The organism is Pseudomonas sp. GM41(2012) (assembly GCF_000282315.2).
In the GTDB taxonomy this organism is placed as follows: Bacteria; Pseudomonadota; Gammaproteobacteria; order Pseudomonadales; family Pseudomonadaceae; genus Aquipseudomonas.
This window is the reverse complement of the sequence record NZ_AKJN02000002.1, coordinates 1-18,996: the sequence shown is the minus strand read 5'-3', so window position 1 is coordinate 18,996 and position 18,996 is coordinate 1. Positions and strand designations below refer to the sequence as shown.

The 18,996-nt window shown below is 59.8% G+C and carries 14 protein-coding genes; 12 read left to right on the top strand and 2 right to left on the bottom strand.

Features of this window, described 5'->3' with window-relative positions; translation table 11 throughout:
* The first annotated feature begins 54 nt into the window (after positions 1-54).
* The 11 genes from rnr (at position 55) to PMI27_RS28790 (ending at position 17,090) form a co-directional block, all read left to right on the top strand.
* Positions 55-2,685, top strand: a complete 2,631-nt coding sequence (gene rnr, locus PMI27_RS28740; RefSeq protein WP_008156995.1) for a ribonuclease R — start codon at positions 55-57, stop codon at positions 2,683-2,685.
* Complete coding sequence (gene rlmB, locus PMI27_RS28745) at positions 2,682-3,440, top strand: 23S rRNA (guanosine(2251)-2'-O)-methyltransferase RlmB (protein ID WP_008156998.1); 759 nt, start codon at positions 2,682-2,684, stop codon at positions 3,438-3,440. The genes rnr and rlmB overlap by 4 nt, the downstream gene beginning before the upstream one ends.
* 313 nt (positions 3,441-3,753) lie before the next feature.
* Positions 3,754-4,176, top strand: a complete 423-nt coding sequence (rpsF, locus tag PMI27_RS28750) for a 30S ribosomal protein S6 (protein ID WP_003217491.1) — start codon at positions 3,754-3,756, stop codon at positions 4,174-4,176.
* A 28-nt stretch (positions 4,177-4,204) separates the two neighbouring features.
* Positions 4,205-4,435, top strand: coding sequence for a 30S ribosomal protein S18 (gene rpsR / locus PMI27_RS28755; RefSeq protein WP_002551829.1), 231 nt, complete (start codon positions 4,205-4,207; stop codon positions 4,433-4,435).
* A gap of 36 nt (positions 4,436-4,471) precedes the next feature.
* Positions 4,472-5,365 carry a hypothetical protein gene (locus tag PMI27_RS28760; protein WP_008157005.1) on the top strand — a complete coding sequence of 298 codons (894 nt, stop codon included), beginning with the start codon at positions 4,472-4,474 and terminating at the stop codon, positions 5,363-5,365.
* Positions 5,366-5,384: 19 nt separating this feature from the next.
* Positions 5,385-5,831: a 50S ribosomal protein L9 gene (rplI, locus tag PMI27_RS28765; RefSeq protein WP_008157007.1), complete on the top strand. Its 447-nt coding sequence runs from the start codon at positions 5,385-5,387 to the stop codon at positions 5,829-5,831.
* A gap of 121 nt (positions 5,832-5,952) precedes the next feature.
* Positions 5,953-7,347: a replicative DNA helicase gene (dnaB, locus tag PMI27_RS28770; protein ID WP_008157008.1), complete on the top strand. Its 1,395-nt coding sequence runs from the start codon at positions 5,953-5,955 to the stop codon at positions 7,345-7,347.
* Between the two features lie 301 nt (positions 7,348-7,648).
* Positions 7,649-9,952 carry a YgiQ family radical SAM protein gene (locus PMI27_RS28775; RefSeq protein ID WP_008157011.1) on the top strand — a complete coding sequence of 768 codons (2,304 nt, stop codon included), beginning with the start codon at positions 7,649-7,651 and terminating at the stop codon, positions 9,950-9,952.
* Positions 9,953-10,349: 397 nt separating this feature from the next.
* Positions 10,350-13,625 carry a transglutaminase family protein gene (locus PMI27_RS28780; protein WP_008157016.1) on the top strand — a complete coding sequence of 1,092 codons (3,276 nt, stop codon included), beginning with the start codon at positions 10,350-10,352 and terminating at the stop codon, positions 13,623-13,625.
* Positions 13,626-13,713: 88 nt separating this feature from the next.
* Positions 13,714-16,200, top strand: coding sequence for a circularly permuted type 2 ATP-grasp protein (locus PMI27_RS28785; RefSeq protein WP_008157018.1), 2,487 nt, complete (start codon positions 13,714-13,716; stop codon positions 16,198-16,200).
* Entirely contained in the window at positions 16,200-17,090 is an 891-nt protein-coding gene (locus PMI27_RS28790; protein ID WP_008157020.1) for a transglutaminase family protein, read from the top strand. Before PMI27_RS28785 ends, PMI27_RS28790 begins: the two co-directional genes overlap by 1 nt.
* Positions 17,091-17,310: 220 nt before the next feature.
* On the opposite strand, the gene PMI27_RS28795 is transcribed toward PMI27_RS28790, so the two are convergent.
* Positions 17,311-17,502 carry a hypothetical protein gene (locus PMI27_RS28795; protein WP_008157021.1) on the bottom strand — a complete coding sequence of 64 codons (192 nt, stop codon included), beginning with the start codon at positions 17,500-17,502 and terminating at the stop codon, positions 17,311-17,313.
* A gap of 68 nt (positions 17,503-17,570) precedes the next feature.
* The gene (locus tag PMI27_RS28800; RefSeq protein WP_008157022.1) at positions 17,571-18,158 is read right to left on the bottom strand and encodes a TIGR00730 family Rossman fold protein; all 588 of its coding nucleotides are present in this window, start codon (positions 18,156-18,158) and stop codon (positions 17,571-17,573) included.
* 343 nt (positions 18,159-18,501) lie between these two features.
* Here PMI27_RS28800 and azu point away from each other — a divergent pair, with 343 nt between their 5' ends.
* Complete coding sequence (gene azu / locus PMI27_RS28805; RefSeq protein ID WP_008157028.1) at positions 18,502-18,948, top strand: azurin; 447 nt, start codon at positions 18,502-18,504, stop codon at positions 18,946-18,948.
* The last annotated feature ends 48 nt before the right edge of the window (positions 18,949-18,996 follow it).

Here is an 18,996-nt window from a genome sequence, read left to right as displayed (position 1 = left end):
TTCATTACGCCTATGCCAAACTAACCCGCATATAGACAAGGTGAAAACTCTCTAATGGCCGATTGGCAGTCCCTCGATCCCGAGGCCGCTCGTGAAGCGGAAAAATATGAAAACCCTATTCCTAGCCGCGAACTGATCCTTCAGCACCTTGCTGATCGGGGTTCGCCTGCTAACCGCGAGCAGCTGGTCGAAGAGTTTGGTCTGACGACAGAAGACCAGATCGAAGCCCTGCGCCGCCGCCTGCGCGCCATGGAGCGCGACGCTCAACTCATCTATACCCGTCGCGGCACCTATGCGCCGGTGGACAAGCTCGACCTGATCCTGGGCCGCATCAGCGGTCACCGTGACGGCTTCGGCTTCCTGGTCCCGGACGACGGCAGTGACGACCTGTTCATGAGCCCGGCGCAAATGCGTCTGGTGTTCGATGGCGATCGTGCCCTGGCCCGTGTTTCCGGCCTCGACCGTCGCGGTCGCCGCGAAGGCATGATCGTCGAAGTGGTGTCCCGTGCCCACGAGACCATCGTTGGTCGTTACTTCGAAGAGGGCGGTATTGGTTTCGTCGTTGCGGACAATCCGAAGATCCAGCAAGAAGTGCTGGTGACGCCGGGCCGTAACGCCAACGCCCAGATCGGTCAGTTCGTCGAAGTGAAGATCACTCACTGGCCGACGCCACGCTTCCAGCCGCAAGGCGATGTGGTTGAGGTCGTGGGTAACTACATGGCGCCGGGCATGGAAATCGACGTTGCCCTGCGCACGTACGACATTCCTCACGTCTGGCCTGAGGCTGTGCTGAAAGAAGCCGCCAAGCTCAAGCCTGAAGTCGAAGAAAAAGACAAAGAGAAGCGCATCGACCTGCGCCATCTGCCGTTCGTGACCATCGACGGTGAAGATGCGCGCGACTTCGATGATGCGGTCTATTGCGAAGCCAAGCCGGGCAAGCTGCGCCTGTTCTCCGGCGGCTGGAAGTTGTACGTGGCGATTGCCGACGTTTCCAGCTACGTGAAAATCGGTTCGGCGCTGGACAATGAGTCCCAGGTTCGCGGCAACTCGGTGTACTTCCCCGAGCGCGTCGTGCCGATGTTGCCTGAGCAGCTGTCCAACGGCCTGTGCTCGCTGAATCCACACGTCGATCGTCTGGCCATGGTTTGCGAGATGACCATCTCCAAATCCGGCGAGATGACCGACTACTGCTTCTATGAAGCGGTGATTCACTCCCACGCTCGCCTGACCTACAACAAAGTCAGCGCGATGCTGGAAACGCCGAAACTCACCGAGGCGCGTCAGCTCCGTGGTGAGTACAACGACGTTCTGCCGCACCTCAAGCAGCTTTACGCATTGTACAAAGTGCTGCTGGCCGCTCGTCACGTGCGTGGCGCGATCGATTTCGAAACGCAGGAAACCCGGATCATCTTCGGGACCGAGCGCAAGATTGCCGAAATCCGTCCGACCGTTCGTAACGATGCCCACAAACTGATCGAGGAATGCATGCTGGCGGCCAACGTGGCCACCGCCGAATTCCTGAAAAAGCACGAAATCCCAGCGCTGTACCGCGTCCACGATGGCCCGCCACCGGAGCGTCTGGAAAAACTGCGCGCTTTCCTTGGCGAGCTCGGCCTGTCCCTGCACAAAGGCAAGGACGGCCCGTCGCCGAAGGATTACCAGGCATTGCTGGCGAGCATCAAGGATCGTCCGGATTTCCATCTGATCCAGACCGTTATGCTGCGTTCGTTGAGCCAGGCGGTGTACAGCGCCGATAACCAGGGCCACTTCGGCCTGAATTACGAAGCCTATACCCACTTCACCTCGCCGATCCGTCGCTACCCGGACTTGCTCACGCACCGGGCGATTCGTAGCGTCATCCATTCGAAAATGGACACCCCGCACGTTCGCCGTGCTGGCGCGATGACCATTCCGAAAGCGCGCATCTACCCGTACGACGAAGCGATCCTGGAGCAGCTCGGCGAGCAGTGCTCGATGAGCGAGCGCCGTGCTGACGAAGCGACCCGCGACGTCGTGAACTGGCTCAAGTGCGAGTTCATGAAAGACCGTGTGGGCGAGTCGTTCCCGGGTGTGATCACTGCAGTGACCGGTTTTGGCCTGTTCGTCGAGCTGACCGATATCTACGTCGAAGGCCTGGTGCACGTCACCGCGCTGCCGGGCGATTACTACCACTTTGATCCTGTGCACCACCGCCTGGCCGGTGAGCGTACCGGTCGCAGCTTCCGTCTTGGCGATACCGTTGAAGTACGCGTCATGCGCGTCGACCTCGACGAGCGCAAGATCGACTTCGAGATGGCTGAAAAGACCATCAGCGCGCCGATCGGTCGCAAGAAGCGCGGGACTGAAACCGCTGCTCCAGCTACCAAAACGGCTGCAGAACCGGCCCCGGCGAAAACCGGTCGTCGTCCTGCCAAGGAAAAAGCTGTAGAGGCCTATCGCCCGAGCGATGCTGCGGCGAAAAATGCCGAATTGCGCAAAAGTCGTGAGCTGAAGCAGGCGTTGTTGTCTGAAGCGAAAAGCGGCGGTAAAGCGGCGTCTGGGGGAAAGACCGGACGGTCGGCGCCTGACAAGGCTCCCGGCGGCAAGCCAGCCAAACCGAGCAAACACCGTAAAGGCCCGCCAAAAGCGGGTTCTGCTCCAGCCGCCAAAAGCGGCGGGGCGCGTAAACCGAAGGTCAAGTCATGAGTCTGGAAAAGATCTACGGCGTGCACGCTGTAGAAGCGTTGCTGCGTCACCACCCAAAACGCGTCAAGCAGATCTGGCTGGCCGAAGGCCGCAGTGATCCGCGGGTTCAGACGCTGATCGAACTGGCTAGTGAAAATCGTGTGGCCGTCGGCAACGCCGAGCGTCGTGAGCTGGATGCCTGGGTTGAAGGCGTGCACCAGGGCGTGGTGGCGGACGTGAGTCCGAGCCAGGTCTGGGGTGAAGCAATGCTCGACGAGCTGCTCGATCGCACCGAAGGCGCGCCGTTGTTGCTGGTGCTCGACGGCGTGACCGATCCGCACAACCTCGGCGCTTGCCTGCGTTCGGCCGATGCGGCCGGTGCGCTGGCGGTGATCGTTCCGAAGGACAAGTCGGCGACGTTGACCCCGACGGTACGTAAAGTGGCTTGCGGCGCGGCGGAAGTGATTCCGTTGGTTGCGGTGACCAATCTGGCGCGCACCCTGGAAAAGCTCAAGCAGCGTGGCTTGTGGGTTGTCGGTACGGCGGGCGAGGCTGAACAGAGTCTGTATCAGCACGACATGACCGGCCCGACCATCCTGATCATGGGTGCTGAAGGCAGCGGCATGCGTCGCCTGACTCGCGATCTTTGCGACTACCTGGTGCACCTGCCGATGGCGGGTAGCGTCAGCAGCCTCAACGTTTCCGTGGCGACCGGCGTCTGCCTGTTTGAAGCCCAGCGCCAGCGCAGCGTCAAGGCTGCCACCAAAAAGTCCTGACACTCTGCCGTCTGTAGGAGCAAAGCTTGCTCGCGATAGCGGTGTAACATTCAGCATCAATGTTGAATGTTGCACCCTCATCGCGAGCAAGCTTTGCTCCTACAGTGGTTTGTGGTGAGGCAGAAATTGGTTAGTGAACGAACTGTTCAAATAATCACCAATTGCCTTGCACCTCTTCTGTCCCTTCTCTACAATTGCGCCCCTTGCTGTGGCGGCAGGCACGCATGTGTCTATCGCAAGCAAGTCCATAAGTGTCATTCACTCCTTGTCTGACCGCTTTTGAGCGGCAGGCTACAACCCGTAAGGAGCATTCATGCGTCATTACGAAATCATCTTTTTGGTCCACCCGGATCAAAGCGAGCAAGTCGGCGGCATGGTAGAGCGTTACACCAAGCTGATCGAAGAAGACGGCGGCAAAATCCACCGTCTGGAAGATTGGGGCCGTCGTCAACTGGCCTACGCAATCAACAATGTTCACAAGGCTCACTACGTGATGCTGAACGTTGAATGCACTGGCAAGGCCCTGGCCGAGCTGGAAGACAACTTCCGCTACAACGATGCAGTGATCCGTAACCTGGTCATCCGTCGCGAAGAAGCCGTTACCGGCCAATCCGAGATGCTCAAGGCTGAAGAAAACCGCAGTGAGCGCCGTGAGCGTCGCGACCGTCCTGAGCACGAAGGCGCTGAAAGCGCTGACAGTGATGACAGCGACAACAGCGATAACGCTGACGAGTAATCCACGGACCTTTTGAGGAGCCTATTACATGGCACGTTTCTTCCGTCGTCGTAAATTCTGCCGCTTCACCGCTGAAGACGTGAAAGAGATCGATTACAAAGATCTCAACACTCTGAAAGCTTATGTATCCGAGACCGGCAAAATCGTTCCAAGCCGCATCACCGGTACCAAAGCACGTTATCAGCGTCAGCTGGCCACCGCTATCAAGCGCGCCCGCTTCCTGGCCCTGCTGGCCTACACCGACAGCCACGGCCGCTGAGACCGGGCAGTCGACACGTAGCAAAGGATTGAAAGCATGCGTGCCATAGCTGAGTTCATCATGCGCGGCCGTATGCAGGCCACTCTCGTAGTGGCCGGATGCGCAATATTGCCGTTGTTGTATTGGTTGGGTGCTGCCGCTGGTTGCCTTGTGCTCCTGCGGCGCGGATTGAAGGACGCCCTGGGCGTTCTTGCTCTGGGACTGCTGCCGGCGTTGATCTGGTGGCTTTACTCCGATGACCCACGGGCACTTCTGGTGCTGCTGGGGTCTTGGAGCCTTGCGTTGGTTTTGCGCGCAAGCGAATCCTGGAACCGCGTGCTGCTGGTCAGCATAGCGATGGGAGTGGTGTTTTCAGTGGTGCTGGGGACGGCTTTTGGTCCCCAAATCGAGATGCTGGCGCAGGCTTTGATAAAAGTCATGCCGTCGCTACTCGGTGATGTCTACCAGAAGTTGTCGGTAGACGAGCAAGCGCATTTTGCGTCCCTGATCGCACCGGTCCTGACCGGCCTGATTGCGGCCTTGTTGCAAATCGTCAGTGTGCTGAGCCTGCTTGTCGGGCGCTACTGGCAGGCGTTGTTGTACAACCCGGGTGGTTTTGGTCGCGAGTTTCGCGCCATCCGATTCCCGCTGGGGCTGGCGATGTTACTGCTGGCGTTCATGCTTCTGGGGCCGAATATCGGTCCGCAGATGGCCATGTTGACGCCGTTGTGCAGTGTACCGCTGGTGTTCGCCGGGCTGGCCCTGATTCATGGGCTGGTGGCGCAAAAGCGACTGGCCAGGTTCTGGCTGGTGGGGTTGTACGTCACGCTGTTGCTGTTCATGCAGCTGATCTATCCGTTGCTGGTGGTCTTGGCCATCGTCGACAGCCTGATTGATTTTCGCGGTCGTTCGACGCCGAAAGACGTCGATAGCGCGAACGGTGAAGGTTAAAAGTTAAGAGGATTTTCACATGCAACTGATCCTTCTGGAAAAAGTCACCAACCTGGGCAACCTGGGTGACAAAGTGAACGTTAAGGCTGGTTACGGTCGTAACTACCTGCTGCCTTACGGCAAAGCTACCGCTGCGACCGCTGCCAACCTGGCTGCGTTCGAAGAGCGTCGTGCTGAGCTGGAAAAAGCCGCAGCAGATCGTAAAACTTCGGCTGAAAACCGCGCTGCCCAACTGGCTGAGCTGGAAGTGACTATCACTGCCACCGCTGGCGACGAAGGCAAGCTGTTCGGTTCGATCGGTACTCACGACATCGCTGATGCACTGACCGCCTCTGGCGTTGAAGTTGCAAAAAGCGAAGTTCGTCTGCCGAACGGCACTATCCGCAACGTAGGCGAATTCGACGTAGCCGTGCACCTGCACGCCGAAGTTGAAGCCACCGTACGCGTTGTCGTGGTAGCAGCTTAAGCAGCACTTGTCGGCTGGCACCCTCGGGTGCTTGCCGGTAACATCGGGCACGATCCTGTTTACAGGTCGTGCCCTTTGTCTTTCTGCAGTTCCTGATTTTCACATCTAATTCCAAGTGGCCATGAACGATATCTCCGCTCCCGAGCAATACGATCTGCAAACTGCTGCCCTGAAGGTGCCGCCACATTCCATCGAGGCCGAACAGGCTGTGCTCGGTGGTTTGATGCTGGACAACAACGCCTGGGAACGCGTGCTTGATCAAGTGTCGGACGGCGATTTCTATCGACATGACCACCGCCTGATCTTCCGTGCGATCGCCAAGCTCGCTGACCAGAACTCGCCGATCGACGTCGTGACCCTTGCCGAGCAATTGGACAAGGAGGGTCAGACCTCGCAAGTCGGCGGCCTCGGATACCTTGGCGAACTGGCAAAAAACACGCCGTCTGTCGCCAACATCAAGGCTTATGCCCAGATCGTCCGTGCACGGGCGACGTTGCGGCAGTTGATCGGCATCGCCACCGAAATCGCCGACAGCGCCTTCAACCCGGAAGGCCGCTCGGCTGAAGAGATTCTCGACGAAGCCGAACGGCAGATTTTCCAGATCGCCGAGGCCCGGCCAAAAACCGGCGGCCCGGTGAGCGTGAATGACCTGCTGACCAAGGCCATCGACCGCATCGACACCTTGTTCAACACGGACAACGCCATTACCGGCCTGTCCACCGGTTATACCGATCTCGACGGCATGACCAGCGGCCTGCAACCGTCTGACCTGATCATCGTCGCCGGCCGTCCATCCATGGGTAAAACCACCTTTGCGATGAACCTGGTGGAAAACGCCGTGCTGCGCAGCGACAAATGCGTATTGGTCTACTCGCTGGAGATGCCAGGCGAATCGCTGATCATGCGTATGTTGTCGTCCCTCGGCCGGATCGATCAGACCAAGGTTCGTGCCGGTCGCCTGGAAGACGACGATTGGCCGCGCCTGACATCGGCGGTCAACTTGCTCAACGATCGCAAGCTGTTCATTGACGATACGGCTGGTATCAGCCCGTCGGAAATGCGCGCACGGACCCGGCGTCTGGTGCGTGAACACGGCGATGTCGCGCTGATCATGATCGACTACCTGCAATTGATGCAGATCCCGGGTTCTGGCGGTGACAACCGGACCAACGAGATTTCCGAGATCTCCCGTTCCTTGAAAGCCCTGGCCAAGGAATTCAACTGCCCGGTGGTGGCGCTGTCCCAGCTCAACCGTTCCCTGGAGCAGCGACCGAACAAGCGCCCGATCAACTCCGACCTCCGGGAATCCGGAGCGATCGAGCAGGATGCCGACGTGATCATGTTCGTGTACCGGGACGAGGTGTATCACCCGGAAACCGAGCACAAGGGCATCGCCGAGATCATCATCGGCAAGCAGCGGAACGGCCCGATCGGTACGTCACGACTGGCGTTCATCGGTAAATACACCCGCTTCGAAAACCTGGCGCCGGGCAGCTACAACTTCGACGACGAGTAACCTGTGGCGAGGGGCTTTTGTGGCGAGGGGGCTTGTCGGAACGCCGCACCGCCCCGTTCGGCTGCGAAGCAGCCCCCAGTTAATTATCCAGTTGAAACAAGTGCTCAGGTTTTGCGACTGCTTCGCAGCCGAACGGGGCGGTGCGGCGTTCCGACAAGCCCCCTCGCCACAGGGGTTATGCTTTGCCCCTGGGGCTTTGGGCAAAGAGCCTTCGACATTTCCGACCATAGCGGTCGGAATTGGTTATTTTTTGTGCTATATTCCGCGCCCGCGATTTTTCATCTCAACACCGGTCATCGTCATGCAAACAGCCAAGCCGTTATTTGACTATCCCAAGTACTGGGCCGAATGTTTCGGTCCAGCGCCATTCCTGCCGATGAGCAGGGAGGAGATGGATCAGCTTGGCTGGGATTCATGCGACATCATCATCGTCACCGGTGATGCGTACGTTGACCATCCGTCGTTCGGCATGGCAATCATCGGCCGGCTGCTGGAGTCGCAAGGCTTCCGCGTCGGGATCATTGCCCAGCCAAACTGGCAGTCCAAAGACGACTTCATGAAGCTCGGCGAGCCGAACCTGTTCTTCGGCGTCGCGGCCGGCAACATGGACTCGATGATCAACCGCTACACCGCCGACAAAAAAATCCGCTCCGATGACGCCTACACCCCTGGTGGCATGGCGGGCAAACGTCCGGACCGCGCGAGCCTGGTTTACAGCCAGCGTTGCAAGGAAGCCTACAAGAACGTGCCGATCGTTCTCGGTGGCATCGAAGCTTCCCTGCGCCGCATCGCCCACTACGATTACTGGCAGGACCGGGTTCGCAACTCGATCCTGATCGACGCCTGCGCCGACATCCTGCTCTACGGCAACGCCGAGCGTGCGATCGTCGAAGTCGCCCAGCGTCTGTCCTACGGTCACAAGATCGAAGACATCACCGACGTGCGCGGTACCGCGTTCATCCGTCGCGACACCCCGAAAGACTGGTACGAAGTCGATTCCACGCGCATCGACCGTCCGGGCAAGATCGACAAGATCATCAACCCGTACGTCAACACCCAGGACACCCAAGCCTGCGCCATCGAGCAGGAAAAGGGCCCGGTTGAAGACCCGAGCGAAGCCAAGGTCGTGCAGATCCTGGCGAGCCCGAAGATGACTCGCGACAAGACCGTGATTCGTCTGCCATCGGTTGAGAAAGTCCGCGGTGACGCGGTTCTGTATGCTCACGCCAACCGCGTGCTTCACCTGGAAACCAACCCGGGCAACGCCCGTGCGCTGGTGCAGAAGCACGGCGAAGTCGACGTCTGGTTCAACCCGCCTCCAATTCCGATGACCACCGAAGAAATGGACTACGTGTTCGGCATGCCCTATGCGCGCATTCCGCACCCGGCGTACGGCAAGGAAAAAATCCCTGCCTACGACATGATCCGCTTCTCGGTGAACATCATGCGTGGCTGCTTCGGCGGCTGCACCTTCTGCTCGATCACCGAGCACGAAGGCCGGATCATCCAGAACCGTTCCGAAGAGTCGATCATTCGCGAAATCGAAGAGATTCGCGACAAGGTCCCCGGCTTCACCGGCGTCATTTCCGACCTCGGCGGCCCGACCGCGAACATGTACCGCATCGCCTGCAAGACCCCGGAAATCGAATCCGCGTGCCGCAAGCCTTCGTGCGTGTTCCCGGGCATCTGCCCGAACCTGAACACCGATCACTCGTCGCTGATTCAGCTGTACCGCAGCGCCCGTGCCTTGCCGGGTGTGAAGAAGATCCTGATCGCTTCCGGCCTGCGCTACGACCTCGCCGTCGAGTCGCCGGAATACGTCAAAGAGCTGGTGACCCACCACGTCGGTGGTTACCTGAAGATCGCCCCGGAACACACCGAGGAAGGTCCGCTCAATCAGATGATGAAACCGGGCATCGGCAGCTATGACAAGTTCAAGCGCATGTTCGAGAAGTACTCCAAGGAAGCCGGGAAAGAGCAGTACCTGATTCCGTACTTCATCGCTGCCCACCCGGGCACCACCGACGAAGACATGATGAACCTGGCCCTGTGGCTCAAGGGCAACGGCTTCCGTGCCGACCAGGTGCAAGCGTTCTACCCGTCGCCGATGGCCACCGCCACCGCGATGTACCACTCGGGCAAGAACCCGTTGCGCAAAGTCACTTACAAGAGTGACGCCGTGACCATCGTCAAGAGCGAAGAGCAGCGTCGTCTGCACAAAGCGTTCTTGCGTTATCACGACCCGAAAGGCTGGCCGATGCTGCGTGAGGCGTTGACCCGCATGGGCCGCGCCGACCTGATCGGGCCGGGCAAGACCCAGTTGATCCCGCTGCATCAGCCGGCAACCGACAGCTACCAGAGCGCCCGTCGCAAGAACTCGACGCCGGCTGGCAGCCACAAAGTTGCTCAGGAAAAGACCACCAAGATCCTGACCCAGCACACGGGCTTGCCACCGCGCGCCAGTGATGGCGGCAATCCGTGGGACAAGCGTGAACAGGCCAAGGCTGCTGCGTTCGCCCGCAACCAGCAGGCGGCCAAGGATCGCAAGGACGCGGCCAAAGGCAAAGGGCCCAAGCCTGCGCGTAAGCCGGTTGTACCGCGCTAAACTTCGCTTGAGCTGAACAGAACGCCAACCTTCGGGTTGGCGTTTTGCGTTCTGGCAGAGCAAAAACCTGTGTTAATTCCGGAAGGTAGGTTGCGGCAACTGGCCTCATCGCGAGCAGGCTCGCTCCCACAGTGATCTCTGTCGTTCACAAATTCTGCATCCTCAGAAATACCCTGTGGGAGCGAGCCTGCTCGCGATGAGGCCGGAACAGCCACTGCAAAACCCGGCTTATGACTCCCGGTCGCAACATTTCCGTGCAACTGCCCCAAACCAAATTCCCGCATCGCCCGATTTTGGTGCTGTACTGCCTCAAGCAAACGGAGAAAGCGCCAGCGCTGCTGGATGGCATAAGTCTTGCGCGCTTTCCAATACGCTTAAGGCTCGCAGGAGGCACGCCGTGTCGATTCATGTCGCATTGCACCACGTCACGCATTACCGCTACGACCGCGCCGTCGAGCTCGGTCCGCAGATCGTTCGCCTGCGCCCGGCCGCCCACAGTCGCACGCGAATACTTTCTTACGCGCTGAAAGTCTCGCCCGAGCAGCACTTCATCAACTGGCAGCAGGACCCCCAGGGCAATTACCTGGCGCGGTTGGTGTTCCCGGAAAAAACCGATGAGCTGCGGATCGAAGTCGATCTGCTGGCAGAGATGGCGGTCTTCAATCCGTTCGACTTCTTCCTTGAACCCTACGCGGAAAAGATTCCGTTCGCCTACGCCGCGGATGAGCGCAAAGAGCTGGCGCCGTACCTGGAAACCTTGCCCCTGACGCCAAAGTTCAAGGCGTATCTGGATGGCATCGACCGCACACCACTGCCCAGCGTCGATTTCCTCGTCGCACTCAACCAGCGCCTGAGCGAAGACATTGGCTACCTGATCCGCATGGAGCCAGGTGTGCAAACGCCCGAACACACCTTGGAACATGCCTCCGGTTCCTGCCGCGACTCTGCGTGGTTGCTGGTGCAGCTGTTGCGCAACCTAGGTCTGGCGGCGCGTTTCGTCTCCGGCTACCTGATTCAACTGACCGCCGACGTCAAAAGCCTCGACGGCCCGTCGGGCACGGACGTGGACTTCACCGACCTGCACGCCTGGTGCGAGGTCTATTTGCCCGGTGCCGGCTGGATCGGCCTGGACGCGACCTCAGGGCTGTTTGCCGGTGAAGGACACATTCCGTTGGCCTGTAGCCCCGATCCGGGCTCTGCGGCACCGATCAGTGGCTTGGTTGAACCGTGCGAGTGCGAATTCACCCACGAAATGTCGGTGGAGCGGATTTGGGAAGCACCACGGGTAACAAAGCCCTACAGCGAAGACCAGTGGCTGGCGATCCAGGCGTTGGGTCGGCAGATCGATGCCGACCTGTTGGAGGGTGACGTACGCCTGACCATGGGCGGCGAACCGACGTTTGTGTCCATCGACGATCCGGACGGCGCCGAATGGAACACCGCTGCGCTCGGGCCGGACAAGCGGCGTCTGTCCGCCGAACTGTTCCAACGCATGCGCAAGCACTACGCGCCCAAAGGTCTGGTGCATTTCGGTCAGGGCAAGTGGTACCCCGGCGAGCAATTGCCGCGCTGGTCGCTGAACTGCTACTGGCGCCGCGACGATGTACCGATCTGGCACAACAGCGCGCTGATTGCCGATGAGCAGCAAGACTACGGTGCCAATGGCGAGTTGGCCGGACGCTTTCTGGCGAGTGTCGCCGAACGCCTGAAAATTCCGACACGTTTTGTGTTTCCGGCCTACGAAGACAATTTCTATTACCTCTGGCGCGAAGGCACTTTGCCGCAGAATGTCAGCGCCGAAGACTCGCGTCTTGAAGAGCCGCTGGAACGTGCGCGCCTGCGCAAAGTCTTCAGCCAGGGGCTGGACAAGGTCATCGGTCAGGTCCTGCCGCTGGCGCGCACCGCGAAGGGTGATCAGTGGCAAAGCGGCCGCTGGTATCTGCGCGATGAGCATTGCCGACTGGTGCCGGGGGATTCGCCGCTGGGCTATCGCTTGCCGCTCGGCTCGCAGCCTTGGGTGAAAGCGGCGGAGTATCCGTTCATTCATCCTGTGGACCCGAATCAGGATTTCCCTGCACTGCCCGACACTGCGCAACTTCAGAGCCAAGGCGAGCCTGCGGTTGCTGATGAGCGCACGCCAAAGATCGACGAATCCGCTGACTGGCTGACCCGCACGGCGTTCTGCGCGGAAGCACGAGAAGGGCGGTTGTACCTGTTCATGCCGCCGCTGGAGCGGGTCGAGGATTATCTGGAACTGGTCAGCGCCATCGAGGCCACCGCCGAGGAATTGCATTGCCCGGTGTTGCTGGAAGGCTATGAACCGCCGAGCGATCCGCGCCTGAGCAACTTCCGGATCACGCCCGATCCGGGTGTGATCGAGGTCAACGTGCAGCCGTCCGCCACATGGGATGAACTGGTCGAGCGCACCGAATTTCTTTACGAAGAAGCGCGCCAGACTCGACTGACCACCGAGAAATTCATGATCGATGGCCGGCACACCGGCACCGGCGGCGGTAACCATTTCGTACTGGGGGGCGCGACTCCGGCTGACTCACCGTTTCTACGCCGCCCCGATTTGCTGCGCAGCCTGATCAGCTACTGGCATAACCACCCGTCCTTGTCCTACCTGTTTTCGGGACTATTCATCGGCCCGACGTCTCAGGCGCCACGGGTTGATGAAGCGCGCAATGATGCGTTGTATGAACTGGAAATCGCCTTTGCCCAGATGCCTGAACCGGGTGAAGAGTGCGCGCCGTGGCTGGTGGATCGGCTGCTGCGCAACCTGCTGATCGACGTGACCGGCAACACGCACCGTGCCGAGTTCTGCATCGACAAGCTTTATTCACCGGATGGCGCGACGGGGCGTCTGGGGTTGCTCGAATTGCGCGCCTTTGAAATGCCGCCCCATGCGCGCATGAGCCTGGCTCAACAGTTGTTGCTGCGGGCGCTGGTGGCGCGGTTCTGGCGCGAACCTTATGCGCCGCCGAAACTGGCGCGTTGGGGCACGGAACTGCACGACCGATTCCTGTTGCCACACTTTATCGAACAGGATTTCGCCGACGTCATCGTCGACCTCAATGCCGCCGGTTATCCCGTGCGCGCCGAGTGGTTTGCGGCGCATCTGGAGTTTCGTTTCCCCAAGGTCGGCGATTACGCGGTCAGCGGGATCGGGCTGCAATTGCGCCAGGCGCTGGAGCCCTGGCATGTGCTGGGCGAGGAGGGCGCAGTCGGCGGCACGGTGCGTTACGTGGATTCGTCGCTGGAACGCTTGCAGGTCAAACTCACGGGCCTGCCACCACAGCGTTACGTGCTGACCTGCAACGGCATTGCGGTGCCATTGCAACCCACCGGACGGGTTGGCGAATTTGTGGCCGGCGTACGATTTCGTGCCTGGCAACCAGCCAACTGCCTGCAACCGACCATCCCGGTCCACGCACCGTTGGTGTTCGACCTGCTCGACACCTGGATGCAGCGCTCGCTGGGTGGTTGTCAGTACCACGTCGCCCATCCTGGCGGGCGCAACTACGACAGCTTGCCGGTGAACGCCAATGAGGCGGAGAGCCGTCGAATGGCGCGTTTTTTCCGCATCGGACATACGCCGGGGAAACTTCCTATACCCAATATGGAAATTAACGACGAGCTACCGATGACTCTCGATTTACGACGTTTCTAAACCGTACGCGACGCTCGGACTTTTCGTATATCCGGGCGTCATGAGCCTGCGTTAGTCTGACCGTTCTTTGCTGTCTGCCGAGCTTTCCATGCCTGACCTGCTTGACCGCTACCCGCTGACGGCGGGCACTTATCACGAACTGCTCGACGACAGCGGCGCGGTGCGCCCGCACTGGCGTCGGTTGTTCGACCAATTGCAACGCAGCACACCAACGCAATTGGTGCAGCGTCAGGCGCTGCTGACCCGGCAGATCCAGGAAAATGGCGTGACCTATAACGTCTACGCCGATCCCAAGGGGGCGGATCGACCTTGGGAACTTGATCTGCTGCCGCACGTGATTGCGGCTGATGAATGGCAGCAGTTATCGGCTGGAATCGCTCAGCGGGCACGCTTGCTCAATGCTGTGCTGGCAGATTTGTACGGCCCGCAACGGTTAATCGCTGAGGGACTGCTGCCTGCCGAGCTGGTTTTCGGTCACAACAATTTCCTCTGGCCTTGTCAGGGCATTACGCCACCCGACGGGGCTTTTCTGCATCTGTACGCCGTGGATCTGGCGCGTACGCCTGACGGTCGCTGGTGGGTCACGGCGGATCGGACGCAAGCGCCGTCCGGCGCCGGTTATGCGCTGGAAAACCGCACCATCGTGTCGCGTGCCTTTCCCGAGCTGTACCGCGATTTGAAAGTGCATCATTTGGCTGGGTTCTTCCGCACGCTTCAGGAAACCCTGGCACGTCAGGCGCCGAGTGATGATGAAGCGCCGCTGATCGTGCTACTGACGCCGGGACGTTTCAACGAAAGCTATTTCGAACACCTCTATTTGGCGCGCCAGCTCGGTTACCCACTGGTGGAGGGCGGCGACCTGACGGTGCGCGACGCTACGGTCTACCTGAAAACCCTGAGCGGATTGCGCCGGGTCCACGCGATCATGCGGCGGCTCGACGATGACTTCTGCGATCCGCTGGAGCTGCGCACTGACTCGGCCCTTGGCGTGCCGGGATTGCTGGAAGCGGTACGCCGAGGTCGGGTGCTGGTGGCCAACGCCCTCGGCAGCGGCGTGCTTGAGTCGCCGGGGTTGTTGGGCTTCCTGCCGAGGATCAATCAATTCCTGTTCGGTGAAGAGTTGATCCTGCCCTCCATCGCGACCTGGTGGTGCGGTGAAGCGCCGGTGCTGGCTCAGGCCCTGGAAAAACTGCCGGAGTTGTTGATCAAACCGGCTTTCCCGTCACAGAGCTTTGCTCCGGTATTTGGCCGCGATTTGAGTGAAAAACAGCGTCAGGAACTGGCTGAGCGCATGCAGGCCCGGCCTTACGCCTATGTCGCGCAAGAATTGGCTCAACTCTCTCAAGCACCGATCTGGCAGGCTGAAGACGGTCATCTGCAACCTCGGGCCATTGGCATGCGCGTGTACGCGGTGGCCAGCCATGAGGGCTATCGGGTGTTGCCCGGCGGCCTTACCCGGGTTGCCGCCGAGGCTGACGCCGAAGTGGTGTCGATGCAGCGCGGTGGCGCGAGCAAAGACACCTGGGTATTGGGCGATCGCCCGCCGAGCGGTGAGCAATGGAAAACCCAGCGTACGATCGGTGTGCACGACCTGGTAAGGCGTGATCCGTACCTGCCGTCGCGGGTGGTGGAAAACCTGTTCTGGTTCGGCCGTTATTGCGAACGCTGTGATGACAGCGCGCGGCTGCTGCGAATCATGCTGGCGCGGTATGTCGATGGCGATGACCCGCAAGCCCTTGAGGCGGCGGTCGATCTGGGCGAACGGTTGATGTTGTTGCCCGATGAAGGCGAGTTGCCGGAGCGTTTGCTGGCGGCATTGCTCGGCGATGACTGGTCGTTCAGCCTGCGCTCCAACCTGCAACGTTTGCAGTGGGCCGCCTCGCAGGTGCGCGGCAAGCTCTCGCGGGAAAACTGGCAAGCGCTGGTGGAGCTGCAGCGCGAAGCCATGGAACTGGAAGCCGAAGCGCCAGACTTCGGCGAATTGCTGGATTTCCTCAACCGTCTGGTGATGTCCCTGGCGGCATTATCCGGTTTCGCCCTCGACGACATGACCCGGGACGAAGGCTGGCGCTTCCTGATGATCGGCCGCCGGATCGAACGCCTACAATTTCTCAGCGCCAGCCTGGCGGCATTTCTGCGCGGTGCCGGTGCTTTCGATCAGGCCGGGCTGGAGTGGCTGCTGGAGCTGGGCAACAGCAGCATCACTTACCGTTCGCGGTATCTGGCGGTGGCGCAACTGATTCCGGTGCTTGACCTGTTGCTGCTCGACGAGCAGAACCCCCACGCCGTGCTGTTTCAGTTGAAACTGGTGACTCGCACCTTGAAACGCTTGAATGACGACTTCGGCGTGCCTCGCGAAGCGGGGTTGCCGCAGTTGGTGGAACGCTTGGCACAGTTCGATCTGGGATGCCTGGAGAATTCTCTGTTCGGTGAAGTCAGCGTTCGGGCCGCCATTGAGGGGCTGGCCGACCTGTTGCAAGAGATCGCCGACGCCAGCGGGCAAGTGTCGGATCGTCTGGCCCTGCGCCACTTCGCCCACGTCGATGACGTCAGCCAGCGCACGGTGTCCGTCTGATGAGCGCCCATTACCAGATTCTCCACGACACCCATTATCACTACGACAGCCCGGTCTCTCTGGCTCAGCAGCTTGCGCACCTGTGGCCGCGGTCGTGTGCCTGGCAGCGCTGCACCGAGCAACAACTGCAGATCAGTCCCGATCCGACGTCGCGTCGCGATGAACTGGATGTGTTCGGTAATCCGCTGACCCGGTTGGCGTTCGAGCGGCCGCATGATGAATTGCTGGTCAACGCCCGGCTCACCGTCGAAGTGCTGGCCCGGCCTGCGCTGGATTTCAATCAATCCCCCGCGTGGGAAGAAACCCGCAACGCGCTGACCTACAGCAGTCAGCCGCTTTCCCCCGAATTGCTGGAAGCGTGTCGTTACCGGTTCGAATCGCCCTACGTGCATTTGAAGCGCAACTTCGTCGAGTTTTCCGAAAGCTGTTTTCCATCGGGTCGGCCGCTGCTGTTGGGTGTACAGGCGCTGATGGAGAAGATCTTCAGCGAGTTCACCTTCGATGCCGAGGCGACCCAAGTGGCGACGCCGCTGGTGGAAGTGCTGGAGCGCCGGCGCGGTGTTTGTCAGGACTTTGCTCACCTGATGCTCGCCTGCGTGCGCTCGCGCGGTTTGGCGGCGCGGTACATCAGCGGCTACCTGCTGACCCAGCCACCACCGGGCCAGCCGCGACTGATCGGCGCCGATGCGTCACATGCCTGGGTTTCGGTGTTTTGTCCGGTGCTCGGTTGGGTGGATTTCGACCCGACCAACAACGTGCAGCCGGCGCTGGAACACATCACCTTGGCCTGGGGCCGGGATTTTTCCGATGTATCGCCGTTGCGCGGGGTGATTTTGGGAGGCGGTAATCATGACCCGGAAGTCCGCGTCACCGTAATGCCACTGGAGTGACCACGATCCACTGTGGGAGCGGGCTTGCTCGCGAAGACGGAGTGTCAGTCGATACTTATTTAGCTGATACACCGCTTTCGCGAGCAAGCCCGCTCCCACAGGGGGATATGCAGTGTTTTTTGGAAAGTAATTCAGAGGGGACTGTGAGGGTCAGCAAAGGAACTGCTGACCCTGGACACAGATCCGGTGGGCCTGATCAGATCATCGGGCCCTGAGGGTCTCAGGCGTCGGGCGCCTGATCTTTCGGTGCTTCAACAGCGTCTTCTGCGGCCACTTCACCTTCTGCATCCGGGTTCAGTGCGGCGGCTTCTTCTTCAGCTGTAGCTTTCTTGCGCTGAAGCTTTTCCTCTTTCTTCTGCTCCTTGGCCAAGTCTCTCTGACGTTTGGCGAAGGAATAATTGGGTTTAGCCATGGGCGATCCTCTGGGGTCGAAGGTGAGGTTGAGCGGCGCGTATTCTGCCCTGTATCGATGCCCAGCCGTTAGCTGGGTTTTTGCTCGATCCACTTTGGCACCACTGTCGGCTGCCAGGCATCCAGCTCATCAAGGAGGGTTTGCGGCGATTCGCTCACTTGCAGCATGTCACGGTGCGGTTCGCGAACGAAGCCTTCGCCGACGATATGATCGAGAAAAGACGTCAACTTGCTGTAGAAACCGTTCACTTCCAGCAGCCCCAGCGGTTTGCCGTGGTAGCCGAGCTGGCCCCAGGTCCAGACTTCGAACAGTTCTTCCAGCGTGCCCAGGCCGCCGGGCAGGGCGATAAAGGCGTCGCTGAGCTCGGCCATCCGCGCCTTGCGTGCGTGCATGCCGTCGACCACTTCCAGACGAGTCAGGCCACTGTGGCCGATTTCCTTGTCTTTGAGGCTTTGCGGGATGATCCCGATCACTTCACCGCCGGCCGCCAGCGCAGCATCGGCGACGATACCCATCAGCCCGACGGCGCCGCCGCCATAGACCAGGGTCAGCTTACGCTCGGCCAATGCTCGCCCCAAGGCGACAGCCGCTTCACGATAAGCCGGGTTGGTGCCAGTGCTGGCACCGCAAAATACACAAACGGACGCTAAAGACATGCCTTACTCCATGGTCAGGATGGTCACAGAGTAAAGGCAGGCACGCGTCGTTCCAAGGTCTACACTTCGCGTTCAGGTGTTTCAAAGGTTCCGCTGGCGCCACAGGCGTAAGCGGCGAGCAAACTGCGCAACAGGCTGTTAAGGGACATGACTGACGCTCCAGATGGGTGAGGACGAGCTGATGATAGGGCCGCCCCAGACGTCTGGCTGGTAGATTGTTTCGATAGGTGTCATAGCCCGAAAGTTGTATACAATTTTTGATTCAGGTCATAGGAACTTGCGAAGTTTTCAGGCAGTCTTCTGTCCATTCGCACTTTTGTTAACCCTGCCTTGGAGATTCACCATGTTTGCCAAACTTGTTGCGGTATCCCTGCTGACACTGGCCAGCAGCCAATTGATGGCTGCCGAGTGCAAGGTCACTGTCGACTCGACTGACCAGATGTCCTTCGATACCAAGGAAATCAGCATCGACAAGAGCTGCAAGACGTTCACCGTGGAGCTGAAACACTCCGGCAGCCTGCCGAAAAACGTCATGGGCCATAACTGGGTGCTGAGTAAAGAGGCTGATATGCAGCCGATCGCCACCGCAGGCCTGGCTGCAGGCATCGATAAGAACTACCTGCCGGAAGGTGACGCGCGCATCATCGCCCACACCAAAATCATCGGCGCCAAGGAAACCGACTCGGTGACCTTCGACGTATCGAAGCTCGATGCTGCCGAGAAGTACGGTTTCTTCTGCTCGTTCCCTGGCCACATCTCGATGATGAAAGGCACTGTTGTTCTGAAGTAATCGAATCGAACGCACAAAAAAAGCGTCCACTTGGGACGCTTTTTTTTT

Bases quoted from the DNA above. Each gene is read 5' to 3' on its own strand.
- rplI (WP_008157007.1), top strand. From the start codon at position 5,385: ATGCAACTGATCCTTCTGGAAAAAGTCACCAACCTGGGCAACCTGGGT.
- PMI27_RS28795 (WP_008157021.1), bottom strand. From the start codon at position 17,502: ATGGCTAAACCCAATTATTCCTTCGCCAAACGTCAGAGAGACTTGGCC.
- PMI27_RS28790 (WP_008157020.1), top strand. From the start codon at position 16,200: ATGAGCGCCCATTACCAGATTCTCCACGACACCCATTATCACTACGAC.
- PMI27_RS28760 (WP_008157005.1), top strand. From the start codon at position 4,472: ATGCGTGCCATAGCTGAGTTCATCATGCGCGGCCGTATGCAGGCCACT.
- rlmB (WP_008156998.1), top strand. From the start codon at position 2,682: ATGAGTCTGGAAAAGATCTACGGCGTGCACGCTGTAGAAGCGTTGCTG.
- PMI27_RS28775 (WP_008157011.1), top strand. From the start codon at position 7,649: ATGCAAACAGCCAAGCCGTTATTTGACTATCCCAAGTACTGGGCCGAA.
- rnr (WP_008156995.1), top strand. From the start codon at position 55: ATGGCCGATTGGCAGTCCCTCGATCCCGAGGCCGCTCGTGAAGCGGAA.
- rpsF (WP_003217491.1), top strand. From the start codon at position 3,754: ATGCGTCATTACGAAATCATCTTTTTGGTCCACCCGGATCAAAGCGAG.
- rpsR (WP_002551829.1), top strand. From the start codon at position 4,205: ATGGCACGTTTCTTCCGTCGTCGTAAATTCTGCCGCTTCACCGCTGAA.
- PMI27_RS28800 (WP_008157022.1), bottom strand. From the start codon at position 18,158: ATGTCTTTAGCGTCCGTTTGTGTATTTTGCGGTGCCAGCACTGGCACC.
- PMI27_RS28785 (WP_008157018.1), top strand. From the start codon at position 13,714: ATGCCTGACCTGCTTGACCGCTACCCGCTGACGGCGGGCACTTATCAC.
- dnaB (WP_008157008.1), top strand. From the start codon at position 5,953: ATGAACGATATCTCCGCTCCCGAGCAATACGATCTGCAAACTGCTGCC.
- azu (WP_008157028.1), top strand. From the start codon at position 18,502: ATGTTTGCCAAACTTGTTGCGGTATCCCTGCTGACACTGGCCAGCAGC.